This window comes from Holdemania sp. 1001302B_160321_E10 (assembly GCF_015552275.1).
Taxonomy (GTDB): Bacteria; Bacillota_I; Bacilli_A; order Erysipelotrichales; family Erysipelotrichaceae; genus Holdemania.
The window spans coordinates 129719-142961 of the sequence record NZ_JADNEM010000002.1 but is presented as its reverse complement, the minus strand read 5'-3'; the positions used below and the strand labels follow the sequence as shown (position 1 = coordinate 142961).

Genomic DNA, 13243 nt, shown 5'->3' with positions numbered 1-13243 from the left:
ATTCTTAAGAGTTGTTGAAAAAAACTTAAGAAAATAAAGAAAAAAGGCTTGGTTAAGCCTTTATTTACACATGGCGGAGAACATGAGATTCGAACTCACGGAAGCGTTGCCACTTCGCCACCTTTCCAAGATGGTGCCTTAAACCACTCGGCCAATTCTCCAAGTGCTTTTATATTATAGCGGATCCATATCGGGATGTCAAAGGTTTTAGCAAAATTCATAAGAAAAAGACGACTCAGCAGCCGTCTTTCTTACTTGTCTTTCAGATTTTGTTCAACGTTTCCTTCGTCTTTTCAATCATGGGATTAATCAGTCCGGCATATTTCGGAAAATGGTATTTGCAGTCGATCAATTCCTCGGTCAGCGTCATCAGCTCCTGTTTCAATTTGACAGTATCCATTGTGATCTGGGATTTTTCCAAGGCCATGGAGATCCGCGTACTGACCGCTTCAGCGAATTTGCGGTCCATCGCCTGCCGCAGATCGCTCTGATGAAACGGAGGTTCAACGTCAATGTCCTGCGCCAGATCCCACATCTGTTCAACGTCTTTATTCAGAATATCAAAACGGCGCAGGTAATCCTCTAAATGCGGCTGGCCTTTTTCCACTTCGTCGATGACGCGGGTGAAGTGTTTGGAGATTTGTAAATAATCCTGCTCCATTTGTTCCTCGCAATGCGGACATAAGGTGGATTCGCGGTTCGGCTCCAGACGTCGTCCGCACTGACGGCAATGTCTTCCGTCATTTTGCGGTTCGCTGTTTGTTTTGAACATTGTAATGAAGGCGCGGATCGTATCAATCAGCCAGCCGATTCCCATGACCCCAAATGTAAAGAAGTATAAAACTCCCAAGCCATATTGGCGGCGAATAAAGTGGTGAACGCCAAAGACTCCAAAAAAGAAGGTGATAAAAAACATAAGTATCGGATCATATTCTTCATGATCATTCATAAGGTAAACCTCCTGTGCAGCATATTTGCGTTTGTAAATACAGTATATCAGATTTATTTAAAAACAATCGGAAAAACTTATGAAGAATTTCGTAAGAAAGTGACTTTTCGGCGAAGCTGCAAGAAGAAAAGCGTTGTTCGCTGAGACAACCGTGACTGAATCCATTTGTCCTTTCTTTGGATTGAACTTTACTGGAAACAGAAACAAAACCTGATTTCGCCAGATAGGGTTAAAAAGACCACAGACAAAGAAAAGTTGATTTCCGCAAGAGACCCTTAAGAGAACTGTTCGCGTTCTTTTAGCTTTGCGAATAATCTTTTTATCATTTCCTTTAGGCGGATATTGATCTTCAGCGCCAACTTACACATGGAAAGCGGCACATTGCGGATGCCCGTTCCGATAGAATCGTCTTTTCGTTTTTCCATAATCGGCTCAAACAGACACAATTCAACCCTGGAAAATGAAGATAATTTTATGCTTAAACAGGATTGCCGCGGGAATGGAAGGAATGAAAAACAGGTTGTCTTTCATCTGCCGGATTTTTTGCGCCTGGTTTTCAGTAATCCATTGCTCGCCATGCAAGAAACATAAAAAAACCAAAACAAGTGAAAAAAGCAATGATTATTCTGACCGTTTGTTTTACTCTGAAAATTCAGCTTTCCTGTAAAATGAAGACAAAGCATAAAGGAGGAGATTATTATGCAGAAAGTCGCAGTTATTCATACCAGTCCGGTTTCGCTTAACGAGCTGAAAGCCTTGTTTGCGGAGTTGCTGCCGGAGGTGGAGATGATCAACATCATTGACGACAGTTTACTGGAGGAGGTCAAGCGCAATAATGGAATCACGCCGGGCATCGTCTCAAGGATGTGCCTGTATGGTCAGGCGGCGCAGTCGATGGGCGTGGACTTGATTCTGAACCAATGCTCATCCGTGGGTGAAAGCGCGGATATTGTGAAGCAGACTGTAACCTGCCCGCTGCTTAAGATCGACGAGCCGATGGCCGAGGAAGCGGTGCAGCTGGGAACGAAAATCGGCGTGATCGCTACGGTGGGTTCAACGATGAAACCAAGCTGCAATCTGATTCGTACAAAAGCACGGCAAGCAGGCAAAGCCGTGGAAATGAAGGAGTATCTGGTTGCCGGGGCACTGGATATTTTGATGAAGGAGAAGAATCAGGAAAAACATAATGAACTCGTGCTGAAAGAAATTAAAAAGGCCGAGCAGGAGTGCGATGTGATCGTTTTGGCTCAGGGGAGCATGACGGTGATGCTTCCCTATCTGGAGGGAATTTCCAAGCCGGTGCTGACCAGCCCGCGTAAAGCGGTGGAACGCGTCAAGCAGATGTTGGCGCAGCAGGCATGAGTTCTTTCGTTGACAAAGCACCTAAGATCGTCGTGCTCGATGACGATCCGACCGGGATTCAGATGGTTCATGACGTCGCGGTATATACATCGTGGGAGGAAGAAGCCTGTGAAAACCTCCTGCAGCAGAGTGAGGCGATGGTCTATATCCTGACCAACACCCGTGCGCTCAAGCCGGAAGCCGCGCGCTGCCTGCTGCGGGAATTGACGCAGAATCTGATCACGGCGTCCCGTCGAAGCAACATTCCTTTTTGGCTGGTACTGCGCTCGGATTCAACCCTGCGGGGGCATTATCCGCTGGAATCCGAAACGGTTCGCGCAGGACTCAGCGAGCATGGAATTGAGGTGGAGGGAGAAATTCTGTGTCCATATCTGCAGGGGATGCGAATCACGCGGAACGATATCCATTATCTGAAACAGGGAGGACAATGGCTGCCCGTCGGGGAAAGTGAATTTGCCCAGGATAAGACGTTTGGATTTCATGCCAGCGATCTCAAAGTGTATGTGGAAGAAAAGACCCAGGGACGCTATCCGGCTGTCTCCTGCCTGTCAATTTCCCTGGAAATACTGCGAAATCATGATGAAGCGGCAATTATGCGAATTCTGCGGCAGGCGCACGGCTTTCAGAAGATCATTGTCAACGCGGAAACGGATGACGATCTGCGCGCGTTGATCCGACCATTAAAGACGGTGCTGAAAGAGAAGGTATTCCTGTTTCGGACCGCGGCGTCTTTCTGTAAACTCTTTGCACAGCAGGATGACAAACCGCTGCTGGATCCGCGGGTTTGCGTGCAGCCGCAGAATCACAACGGCGGATTGATCGTCGCAGGCTCGCATGTCCAGAAAACGTCGCGTCAGCTGGAAGTGCTGCGCCAGAATTTATGCCTGGAAACGATCGTCTTTGATCAACATCAGATCCTGCAGGGCTCGCTGATGGAAGAAAGCGAGCGCTGCGCCAGACTTGTAAACCAAAAACTGGCGGAGGGAATCACGGTAGTTTTGCAGACGCGGCGGGAACGCGTGGATCTGCCGCAGGGGAGCGCGGAGGATCAGCTGCGGCTGACGCAGTCGATCAACGATCAGTTCATCCGGGTTGTTGAACAGCTGAATGTGCGGCCGCGGTTTATGATCACCAAAGGCGGGATTACGTCCAGCGATTGTCTGACGCGGGGACTTCGGGTCAGGCGGGAATGGGTATCAGGCCAGATTGAACCGGGAATCGGCGTGATTCGCTGTGATCGTGCCAGCCGGTTTCCCGAGCTGCCCGTTGTGATCTTTCCCGGTAATGTCGGGGAAGACGATACGCTGGCGAAGATCGTGGCAAAGCTGAATACGGCGCAGGCATAAGCCTTCTGTTCCCGTTCTTCGGATCATTCGCATTTGCGGGAAAAAAGCAATGCGGAGATTTCTCGATCAGAAGCCGCTGCCTCTTCCTTCCATAAACAAAAAAACAAGAAAACAAATAAAAACGGGAATCGAATTGCCGGATAACTCCTCCAGGCTAGATTCCCGTTTTTCCCGAGCTCTGCTTTATTTAAAAACGATTTTCATGATCCAGGAACACGCGCGATCCGGTTGCGCCTTTCTGCCCCTGGTATTTCCCGTTATACGGATTCAGTGCAGGCGCATCCATTTTCGCGAACACGAGCTGCCCGATCCGTCTGCCGGCCTTTAATTCAATCGCGCAGCGGTTCGCGTTATACAGCTCTAACGTGATTTCACCCTTGAAGCCCGGATCAACCCAACCGGCATTCTGAATGAACAGGCCCATTCTGCCTAACGAGCTGCGGCCTTCGACAAAAGCGGTGAGATCGTCAGGCAGATCGAAAAACTCCAGCGTCGTCGCCAGCACAAATTGATTTGGAAGCAGGATGTAGGTGTCGCAGGTGATCGTTTTATAACGGATTTCGTTTTCCATGTTGATCATCCCGGAAGGGGAATCCTCAACGACGCTGAAAGTATTTCCCAAACGGATATCCACGCTGGCGGGTTGAATCTGGTTGGGATCCAGCGGTGTAATTTTCAATGTTTCGGCGCTCAGCATGGCCTGCAATGTTTTGTCGGACAGAATCATTGGCTAACCCTCTTTCTTTACGGTTTTCAATCTGAATTCCGATTGTATTCATCATAGCACAGAGAACAGGGAGTTTTGACCTGTTTTTTTCGAAATGTCTGACTTTCTGGAAATTGAATGCGGATTGGTTTTATGCAATGAGCGGAATAAAAAAGTCCGCCGTTGTTCAGCGAACTTCTTTTTCTGATTCAGCGGCGGTTTTTTCCGTCTTTGAATCGGACAACAGTGTCAGATGAATCTTGCCGATCCGCTTGCCTTCCATCGACTGTACGGTGAAGCGCAGATTGCCGATCTGGATTTGCGGATGTTCATCGGGCTGCGGAATTTGCCCGAGCTGCTCGATCAGATAACCGGAGATTGTATCGTAATATTCGGTTTCCAGCTTGAAGCCCAGTGCTTTGTTCAGTTCGTCCAGATTCATCAATCCGTCGATCTGATATTCGTTGGCATTGAACTGAATCAGCTCCGGTTCTTCCTGTTCATATTCGTCATGCAGATCGCCGACGATTTCCTCGACGAGATCTTCCGTCGTCGTAATTCCGCTGAATCCTCCGAATTCATCAATCAGGATCGCCATCCGGTACTGCGTCTTCTGCATTTCCCGGAACAGTTCGGCTGTCGGCTTGCTGTCAGGGACAAAATAAGGCTTTTGCAGCAGCGATTCCAGTTTTAACTGATCGGTGTCGCCTTCGCTGATCGCGATCATTAAATCTTTTATATTCAAAATGCCGATGATGTTGTCGCTGTTTTCGCGGTACACCGGAAACCGGCTCAGACGCGTGCTCAGCAGGGCTTTCAACTGCGGACGAACGGGCTCGTCCATGTCGAGCATCACGACTTCCTGACGCGGAACCATGACGTCGCGTGCGGTTTTATCGTCAAAGGTGAAAACCGAATCGATCATTTCCGTCTGCGTGTCGTCAAAGACGCCGCTGGCCCGGCCGCTGTGGACCAGCGAACGGATTTCTTCCTCGCTGACTTCTTCCTCCAGATTTTCCGTCTTCATTCCCAACAACCGCAGGAAACCGTTGGTCGACAGGGAAAGCAGCTTGATAAACGGCGAGAGTACGCGCGAGATCACCAAGATCGGCTGTACGCACATCAAACTGAACTGCTCCGCTTTCTGCAGTGCGATGCGCTTGGGCACCAGTTCACCGAAGACCAGCGTGCAGTAGGAAAGAATAATCGTGACCAGCACCACCGCGATCGTCGAACTGTACGGGATGCCATACTGTGCCATCCATCCGCCCAGCACCTGCGAAATGCCGGTGGCGGCGGAGGCGCTGGAGAAGAAGCCTGCAAAGGTGATCGCTACCTGAATAGTAGACAGAAACTTCGTCGAGTCGTCAAACAGTCCTTCGATCAACCGGGCTTTTTTGTTTCCTTTCTCGGCCAGCATTTTAATTTTGTTTTTATTCACGGAAACGATAGCCATTTCCGCGCCTGCGAAGAACGCGTTGACTAACGTAAGAAGTACCAGCAGCAACAGCTGCATGGCGATGGCGTTACCGCCGGGATCTGATGCCATAATCATCCTCCTAAACTGATAGCCAGTATATCAGAATTGCGGCTAAACCGCAAATACAGCGGAGCCGGTTTGTCTAATTCAGACAAAAAAAGACGTTTCCCAAGCGGTGCGGGAACGTCCTGAAGAGACACGGAAGGTTAAGCTAAATTGAATACCGCCAGAAGAAATGCGATTCCCAACAGGAGGTAACCACAGTAAAGCGTCAGCTTTTCCTTTTGATTATAGGGGATGCCCTGACCGGCGACGCAGCGCTTGTTATAGAAGATCTTGGAAGCGATCACCAACGCCAGACCGAGGCCCAGTAAAATAAATGCCATGTGTATTTTCTCCTTTTAAACTATTCCGATGAACCATACGGCCAAGACGAAAACCTGAGGCAATCAGGCTGATCCACGGCCGGCGTGGTTGACAGAAGCAAGCGGAACACGAAACGCGTTGTCCGCGCAGTCCTGTTTATTTCTTCGATACGTTTTCAAATGCAGTCAGAATCTGCGGCTCACTCATTTGTTCCGGCTGGTCTTTGATCCAGCTGACGACGTCTTTGTAATGCAGCAGTGCAAACTCGCTTCGGGCATGCGTCAGATCCGCGGCGTCGGGAAAGGCACAGAGGCCGGCGCAGTCCACGCCGCCCAATGCCTGACGCTGATATTGGCAATGTTGACGCAGTCCGTCGGCAGGATTGGGAATCCGGAAGTTTTTTGTCGTTTCCGTCTGCGGGCGGCTGACGATCCAGTGCTTGTCGTTCGGCTTGCCGCTGATCTGACCTTCGCTGCGGACGTCGCGGATTACGAAGGCGCCGCGGGTGCACAACAGGGTAACATAGGTCTGGGCGACATGTCCATTTTGATCCAGCACGGAATTGTAAAGCAGCCGGTGGAAGCCCAGCTCCTGTTTCAGCCAGCTGCTGACGGACAGGTTCTGGCGGAATTGATAGCGCCAGAAGTATTCAAGATAGTTAGCGAATAACGCCGGATACAGCGTTTTGGTATAATGCTTGTGCAGCCGGAACGCCTGGAACACAGCCAACGCCAACAGAACGGTGATCAGGCCATACAGAATGACATCCATTTAACAGATTACCCCCTGTTTGAAGATTGCGATGCTGCGCAGATCGCTGATTTCATTGCGTGTTTTCTTTCCTTCCAGCACGGCGATCAGATCTTCGACCAGCTGGCTTGCCGCCTCGTCCAGCGTGACGCCCTCCGTCAGGATTCCGGCGTTGAAGTCGATCCAGTGCGGCTTTTTCGCCGCCAGTTCGGAGTTGGTCGAAACTTTGTAAGTTGGAATGAACCCGCCAAACGGCGTACCCCGGCCGGTCGTGAACAGCACGATCTGGCAGCCGCTGGCGCCCAGCGCCGTGGTTGACACGAGATCGTTGCCTGGCCCATACATGAGACTGACACCTTTTTTCTGGATCGGCTCGCCATAGTCGAGCACATCGCGGATCAGCGCGGTTCCGGCTTTCTGGATGCAGCCCAGACTTTTTTCCTCCAGCGTCGTGATGCCGCCAGCCTTGTTGCCCGGGGATGGATTTTCATAGACAACCTGATGATTGGACAGAAAATAATCCTTAAAGCGGTTGATCATCGTGACGAGTTTATCAAACGTTTCCCGGTCAGCGGCCCGATTCATCAACAGCTGTTCCGCCCCGAACATTTCCGGGACTTCGCTGAGCACGATATTCGCGCCGTAGCTGGACAGAAGATCGGAGAACCGCCCCAGCAGCGGATTGGCAGTGATCCCGGAATAGCCATCGGAACCGCCGCATTTCAAACCGAAGGAGAATTCGCTGAGATCGCAGGCTTCGCGCTGATCATGGCGCATGACCTGATAAATCTGCTCGAGCAGCTCCACGGCGCTGTGAACCTCATTTTCAACGTCCTGGCAGTTCAGGCAGCGGATGCGCTCCGGATCGATCTGTTCCAGCGTGTCGTAAAACGGTTTCAGCTGATTGTTTTCACAGCCCAAACCAAGCACGAGCACGCCCCCGGCATTGGGATGGGTGACGATGTCCTGTAAAATTTTTACAGTGTTGCGATGATCCTGTCCCATCTGCGAACAGCCGAACGGATGATTAAACGTGAAGATCCCGTCGATATCATCCAACGGATGACGCTGGCGGAAGGCGTTGACAATGTTGCGGGCGGTATCGCCGATGCAGCCGACCGTGACGATCACCCACAGCTCGTTGCGGATTCCGACTTTGCCGTTGGCGCGGCGGTAGGCCATGACGGAACGCCCCTGGGGACGTTTGACAATCGGGTCACAGACCGGATCATATTGGTAATCAAGCGTTCCGGACAGCCGGGTTTTCAGGTTGTGACTGTGGACCCAGTGTCCGGCTTCAATGTCACCGGTGGCCTGACCGATCGGCTGGCCGTATTTGATGACCGGCTGACCGTCTGGAATTGTTGCACAAGCGAATTTATGACCGGAGGGGATGTCGTCCAGCAGGGTGATTCCGTTGATGATTTCTCCGGCGGATAACGGTTCCAGCGCGACGATCACATTGTCGTTCGGCTGGATGTGCAGCGTTTTCTTCATGCAAGTCCCTCCTTTTTTAACGCTTCGCGAAGGCCGAGCGTCGTGAGCGAACGGATGATTTCAGTCAAACGTTCCGTGATGTTGTTCATCGCTGCCAATTTGCCCTGCCAAAGCGGCAGCTGGAGCAGCGCGCTGATCGTTGCCTGCGGCTGGCGCTCATCCCAGTTTTGCCAACAGGCCAGGACTTCCGGGCTTTCGCTGATCAACGGCGTGCCGTCTGATTTCCGCCGGCTCAAAAGGACGATCAGCGCGGCGAGCGAGAAACAGGCATGGGGGGCCAGCGCTTTATGCGTATCGTAATAATGCCGCATCGCCGGCAGATCGCGGGTATTGAACTTGGCGATTGAATTGAGCGAAATGCTCATGAGCTCGTGGCGGATATCCGGGTTTTCAAAACGTTCAAAAACGTCGTGAGTAAAGGATTTTAATTCACTTTCGCTGAAATTGAGCGAAGGCCATACCTCTTCCTTTAAAAAGGCTTCAAGGAAACGGCGAATCTGCGGATCTTCAACCGTTTCCTTTACGGTTTCCAGTCCCCCCAGTAATCCTAAGGGAACCATCGCGGTATGCGCGCCGTTGAGGATCGCGACTTTGCGGTCGCGGTAAGGGGCCAGATCGTCGGTAAAGATAATGTTTTGATTTAACTGATCCAGCGGCAGCACGGAGCGCAGCGCGGGATCGCCCTGAATTACCCAGCTGTGATAGATTTCACCCTTGACCAGACAGGCATCGTGATAGCCGAGCTGTTCTTCCAGCGCCGCCGCCTGATCTTTCGGATAGCCCGGTACGATGCGGTCAACCAGCGTATTGTAAAATCGGTTGGCGTTCTCAATCCAGTCCAGAAAAGCCTGCGGTTCGCCTTGTTCGCGGGCTTTGCGGCAGACGATTTCTTTCAGCGTGTCGCCGTTGCGTTCAATCAGCTCACAGCACACGATATCCATGCCGCTTTCCGGCGTGCCCTTTAACGACTGGAAGCGATGCTTCAGCACGGCCAGAACTTTGCCGGGGAAGCTTTGCGGACAGACGTCCAGGGTCACGTTTTCGTCTGTATAGGCGATTCCCGCTTCGGTGGTATTTGAGATGATCACGCGGCATTGCGGATCCGCCGCGCGCTGTAAAAGCGCTGGGTAATCGGTGTAGGGATCGATGCCCTGTTCGATCACGTCGATGATTCGCATCTCACGCGTTGCCGTGCCTTGTTTTTTTCCTTCTAAAAGCAGCGTGTATAACCCGTCCTGTTCCATTAAGTTTCTGACCCGCCCATGCGGCCTTGGCTGAACGACGCAGACGCCGCCGTTGAAATCGGTTTTCTCATTCAGCTGAGAAATGAAATCATCGGCAAAGGCCCGCAGGAAGTTTCCTTCGCCGAACTGAAGAATGCGCACCGGCCGCAGCGGCCGGGGATGATTTTGACGATTTAAAGATTCCATCATTGATTACTCCATTCTTTTTTTCCATTTTATCATGTTTAACAAGCGTCCACGGCAGGCAAACAGGCAGTTTATTCCGGTAATTTTTTATGTTTTCATTTTAACGAAGTTTTTTGCCTGATTTTTGTTTTCATTCTGATGAAGTCTTGAGAATGAACAAATGGGCAGCCGCTGCGGAATAATCAGAAAAATGATCAAAAGTCCCTCTTTATCCTTTATAATAAAATCATTAACGTAAGAATGAGAAAATCAGAACAGGAGAAAAAGATGCTTGGACAAATTGTCACGGTCACAGTCGATCGAAAAATGGGAACGCGCCATCCAAAGTATCCGGATCTGATCTATCCGGTAAATTATGGTTATATCCAGGGGATCCCCGCGCCCGACGGGGAAGACCAGGACGCGTACATTTTAGGCGTTGATGAACCTGTGAATGTGTTTACGGGAAAAATCATCGCGATCATTCACCGAAAAGACGATGTGGAAGAAAAATGGGTTGTGGTTCCCAGGGAACAAACCTTATCCAAAGAAGAAATCATGGAGCAAGTCAAGTTTCAGGAACAATATTTTGATATTGTCATTGAAATGGAGAAATTGATTGATCAACCGAAAAAATCTGATCTGAAAGTGTTCTGAACGATCCTTTTACAGGGGATGTTTTTATGAGACACAATTTCGTGAAGCGTTGGACTCTTTGCCTGAATCATTAAAAAGAGATCTTCTGTTTCAGAGACATCCTTTTATAAGGGGATAGATCGGCACTGGTAAACCAGTCCCGTCTTGGACTCAGCGAAGTCATGATAACAAGATGACCTCAACGCTCTGATCCGGCACTTCGATTGCGGCGATCAGGCTGAAAATCGGATGGCGATGGTCGCCAGATCATTTTCCCAGCGAGTCTGCGGGTATCCATTTGCTTTGAAAGAATCCTTAAGTTTCGTTAAACAAGGTGTTACAATCCGCTGACATGGAAAAAATAAGAAAAAAAGAACCCCAGCCGTCAGACTGGGATTCCTTGGAGGAAACTTGATTTATTTCGCAGCGGCTGCGTTGCGGCCGGCGATCCGTCCGAAGACGGTGATATCGGCGATCGCGCAGGTGCCGACGCGGTTGTTGCCATGGATGCTGCCGGTAACTTCGCCTGCGGCGAACAGACCTGGCATGACATTGCCTTCAGTATCCAGAACTTCTGCATTTTCGTTGATTTCAACGCCGCCCATTGTGTGGTGGACAGAAACGACGCCTTCCAGAATAAACCAAGGGCCTTCCTTCATCGTGACCATGCTGGTGGTACGGCCGAATTCATCGTTGTTGTTTTCGATGCCTTCGTTGTACTTATCCATCGTTTCAACGAGGTTTTCAGCGTTGATGCCGTAGTGTTCCGCGACTTCTTCCAGCGTGTCGGCTTTGAAGAAGACATCGTCTTCCAGGCAGCGGGCATATTCATCGGCGAATTTTTCTTCCAGATTCAGCCGGTCAGCGACTTCCTGATTGTAGATCGCGTAGACTAAACCGCCCTGAGCCAGAATACCTTCAGCACGAACGTCGCGCATTGCAACTTCGTTGACGAAACGCTTGCCGTCTTTGTTGACATAGATCAGACCTTCACCCGACCAGCTTGGTGCTTCGATCCCATAGAAGACGCCGGTGATCGGATTGTTGAACGGATAGAGCTGGATGTGTTCCATATTGATCAGATGAGCGCCGATCTTTTCAGCCATGACGATGCCGTCGCCGACAATCGCCGGGGAGTTCGTCGTTTTAACCGATTCGTCCAGTGTTTCCCAACGTGTGTTGTAATGTTCGCGCATTTCGACGTTCGCGCCGAAACCGCCGGTGGCCAGAACGACGCCATTGTTCGCGGAGATCGTCGCGGTCTGATCGCCCTGAGAGACCTTAACGCCGACAACCTTGCCGGTTTCATCCTGAATCAGTTCTTCAGCCTTGGTGTTCAGCATGATTTCAACGCCGTGACCTTCAGCGTATTCCTTTAACGGATTGATCATGCCCGGGCCTAAATCAATCGGTTCAACGGCACGGGCTACGCTGTGGCCGCCTTCCCAAACGAGGTAATCCTGATATTTGACGCCGATCTCATCGCGCAGCCATTCCGCGGCCGCCGTCGCGTTGTTCGCGACGATATCGACCATTTCCTTCTTCGCGACCTTTCCGCCGCCTTCCCACATTTCCTTCGCCATCAGTTCCGGGCTGTCTTCAATGCCCTGTTCTTCCTGCAGCCAGTTGTTCGGGCAGGCCAGTTCGGCATAGGACAGAATCGTGTTGCCGCCGACATATGGCATTTTTTCAATGACAACGACATTTGCTCCTGCTGCCTGTGCTTCGATCGCTGCAGACAAGCCCGCTCCGCCGGCGCCTAAGACAACGACGTCATAGGTCTTATCTTCTAAAGTAACGGTCGTCTTCGCCGCGCCCTCGCCGCTCATCAGCGCTTCGATATCTGCGCCGGCTTCTGTCAGCGCCGCTTTGACAGCGTCCAGAATCGCGTCGGATGTGTGCGTTGCGCCGGATACCGTGTCGACGTTCAGCGACTGGGATTCAACGATCGAAGCCGGGATGTTGGCGATCGCCGCATCGGAGATGCCGGCCGATTCCTTGTGTTCCGTGACCTCGACCTTTTCAATTTTGTCGGCGCTCAAGGTGACTTCGACGGTAACGTCGCCGTTATTGCCCTGGGCGGTGCCTGTGTAAGTTCCTGCTTTGAATTTGCCTTCGCCGCCTTGATCATTCTTCGGTGCCGAGCTGCACGCAGCCATCGAAGCGATCATCATGACGGAAAGCATCAGTTTAACGATTTTTTTCATAATTTTCCTTCCTCCTGATTCTTATTTTATAGAACCGGCCGAAAGGTTTGAATGGATTATCTTCTGCATTTTTTGTAATATTGTCCATTTGTGCACAAAAACAGATAATTTAAACAAAATTTTTTCAGGGAGTTAACCGAATCCATGAGGGACAGGTGTTCTCATGGCTGTTAATTTCAATCGGATTCTTCTGTTTTTATGCGCTGGATCTTATGATCAACAGGCGGAAAGACGCGGGACGGAATCTATTGGCAGAAAGTTGGAAGAATCTTCAGCGATAGGAGCTTTCAGGAAAGACGATAATCAAATTTCCTGTAAAGCAAAGAGCGTCCCGGCTTTCCATATTCAGTATAACTCAAGAATGGTAATTAAACAACTCTTTTGAGTTTTTTTTGACATAAAATAAAACGCCGGGCAATCCGGTCCCGGCGTTTCTATCAACAAACATTTCGTTTTGCGTAATTTTCTTCAACGTTGAGCTTCAGCGTTGAAATCCTTCTTCCTTACGGAGCCCTCATTTTTCTCTAAGGAAGAA

The 13243-nt window shown here is 50.5% G+C and carries 12 protein-coding genes and 1 tRNA gene; 3 read left to right on the top strand and 10 right to left on the bottom strand.

The genetic code is table 11. The annotated features are described in order from the left end of the window. Positions 1-71: 71 nt before the first annotated feature. The 3 genes from I2D94_RS01875 to I2D94_RS01865 form a co-directional block, all read right to left on the bottom strand. Positions 72-161: transfer RNA gene (locus I2D94_RS01875), tRNA-Ser, on the bottom strand. Between the two features lie 101 nt (positions 162-262). Then, positions 263-949, bottom strand: a complete 687-nt coding sequence (locus I2D94_RS01870) for a TM2 domain-containing protein (RefSeq protein ID WP_229056717.1) — start codon at positions 947-949, stop codon at positions 263-265. Positions 950-1224: 275 nt separating this feature from the next. Next, complete coding sequence (locus I2D94_RS01865; protein ID WP_195395424.1) at positions 1225-1374, bottom strand: hypothetical protein; 150 nt, start codon at positions 1372-1374, stop codon at positions 1225-1227. 274 nt (positions 1375-1648) lie between these two features. Here I2D94_RS01865 and I2D94_RS01860 point away from each other — a divergent pair, with 274 nt between their 5' ends. Next, entirely contained in the window at positions 1649-2311 is a 663-nt protein-coding gene (locus tag I2D94_RS01860; protein WP_195395423.1) for an aspartate/glutamate racemase family protein, read from the top strand. Next, positions 2308-3657, top strand: a complete 1350-nt coding sequence (locus tag I2D94_RS01855; protein ID WP_195395422.1) for a four-carbon acid sugar kinase family protein — start codon at positions 2308-2310, stop codon at positions 3655-3657. Before I2D94_RS01860 ends, I2D94_RS01855 begins: the two co-directional genes overlap by 4 nt. Positions 3658-3844: 187 nt before the next feature. Here the strand turns inward: I2D94_RS01855 and dcd are convergent, their stop codons facing one another. From dcd to I2D94_RS01825, 6 genes are all read right to left on the bottom strand, one after another. After that, positions 3845-4384 carry a dCTP deaminase gene (gene dcd, locus I2D94_RS01850; protein ID WP_072684974.1) on the bottom strand — a complete coding sequence of 180 codons (540 nt, stop codon included), beginning with the start codon at positions 4382-4384 and terminating at the stop codon, positions 3845-3847. A 166-nt stretch (positions 4385-4550) separates the two neighbouring features. Further along, positions 4551-5912, bottom strand: coding sequence for a hemolysin family protein (locus I2D94_RS01845; protein ID WP_195395421.1), 1362 nt, complete (start codon positions 5910-5912; stop codon positions 4551-4553). Between the two features lie 137 nt (positions 5913-6049). Further along, positions 6050-6229, bottom strand: coding sequence for a hypothetical protein (locus I2D94_RS01840; protein ID WP_072684976.1), 180 nt, complete (start codon positions 6227-6229; stop codon positions 6050-6052). 136 nt (positions 6230-6365) lie between these two features. Further along, positions 6366-6980, bottom strand: coding sequence for a hypothetical protein (locus tag I2D94_RS01835; RefSeq protein WP_195395420.1), 615 nt, complete (start codon positions 6978-6980; stop codon positions 6366-6368). Then, a complete protein-coding gene (locus I2D94_RS01830; protein ID WP_195395419.1) occupies positions 6981-8456 on the bottom strand; it encodes a UxaA family hydrolase in 1476 nt (491 codons plus the stop codon). After that, on the bottom strand, positions 8453-9889 hold the full coding sequence (locus tag I2D94_RS01825; protein ID WP_195395418.1) for a tagaturonate reductase: 1437 nt from the start codon (positions 9887-9889) through the stop codon (positions 8453-8455). The genes I2D94_RS01830 and I2D94_RS01825 overlap by 4 nt, the downstream gene beginning before the upstream one ends. 264 nt (positions 9890-10153) lie before the next feature. On the opposite strand from I2D94_RS01825, the gene I2D94_RS01820 reads away from it, so the two are divergent. Continuing rightward, positions 10154-10522 carry an inorganic diphosphatase gene (locus I2D94_RS01820; RefSeq protein WP_195395417.1) on the top strand — a complete coding sequence of 123 codons (369 nt, stop codon included), beginning with the start codon at positions 10154-10156 and terminating at the stop codon, positions 10520-10522. 395 nt (positions 10523-10917) lie between these two features. Here the strand turns inward: I2D94_RS01820 and I2D94_RS01815 are convergent, their stop codons facing one another. Further along, positions 10918-12708 carry a flavocytochrome c gene (locus I2D94_RS01815; RefSeq protein WP_195395416.1) on the bottom strand — a complete coding sequence of 597 codons (1791 nt, stop codon included), beginning with the start codon at positions 12706-12708 and terminating at the stop codon, positions 10918-10920. Positions 12709-13243 lie beyond the last annotated feature (535 nt).

Coding starts and splice junctions, on each gene's coding strand:
- dcd (WP_072684974.1), bottom strand. CDS start 4,384: ATGATTCTGTCCGACAAAACATTGCAGGCCATGCTGAGCGCCGAAACA.
- I2D94_RS01825 (WP_195395418.1), bottom strand. CDS start 9,889: ATGATGGAATCTTTAAATCGTCAAAATCATCCCCGGCCGCTGCGGCCG.
- I2D94_RS01840 (WP_072684976.1), bottom strand. CDS start 6,229: ATGGCATTTATTTTACTGGGCCTCGGTCTGGCGTTGGTGATCGCTTCC.
- I2D94_RS01845 (WP_195395421.1), bottom strand. CDS start 5,912: ATGGCATCAGATCCCGGCGGTAACGCCATCGCCATGCAGCTGTTGCTG.
- I2D94_RS01855 (WP_195395422.1), top strand. CDS start 2,308: ATGAGTTCTTTCGTTGACAAAGCACCTAAGATCGTCGTGCTCGATGAC.
- I2D94_RS01830 (WP_195395419.1), bottom strand. CDS start 8,456: ATGAAGAAAACGCTGCACATCCAGCCGAACGACAATGTGATCGTCGCG.
- I2D94_RS01815 (WP_195395416.1), bottom strand. CDS start 12,708: ATGAAAAAAATCGTTAAACTGATGCTTTCCGTCATGATGATCGCTTCG.
- I2D94_RS01860 (WP_195395423.1), top strand. CDS start 1,649: ATGCAGAAAGTCGCAGTTATTCATACCAGTCCGGTTTCGCTTAACGAG.
- I2D94_RS01870 (WP_229056717.1), bottom strand. CDS start 949: ATGAATGATCATGAAGAATATGATCCGATACTTATGTTTTTTATCACC.
- I2D94_RS01820 (WP_195395417.1), top strand. CDS start 10,154: ATGCTTGGACAAATTGTCACGGTCACAGTCGATCGAAAAATGGGAACG.
- I2D94_RS01865 (WP_195395424.1), bottom strand. CDS start 1,374: ATGGAAAAACGAAAAGACGATTCTATCGGAACGGGCATCCGCAATGTG.
- I2D94_RS01835 (WP_195395420.1), bottom strand. CDS start 6,980: ATGGATGTCATTCTGTATGGCCTGATCACCGTTCTGTTGGCGTTGGCT.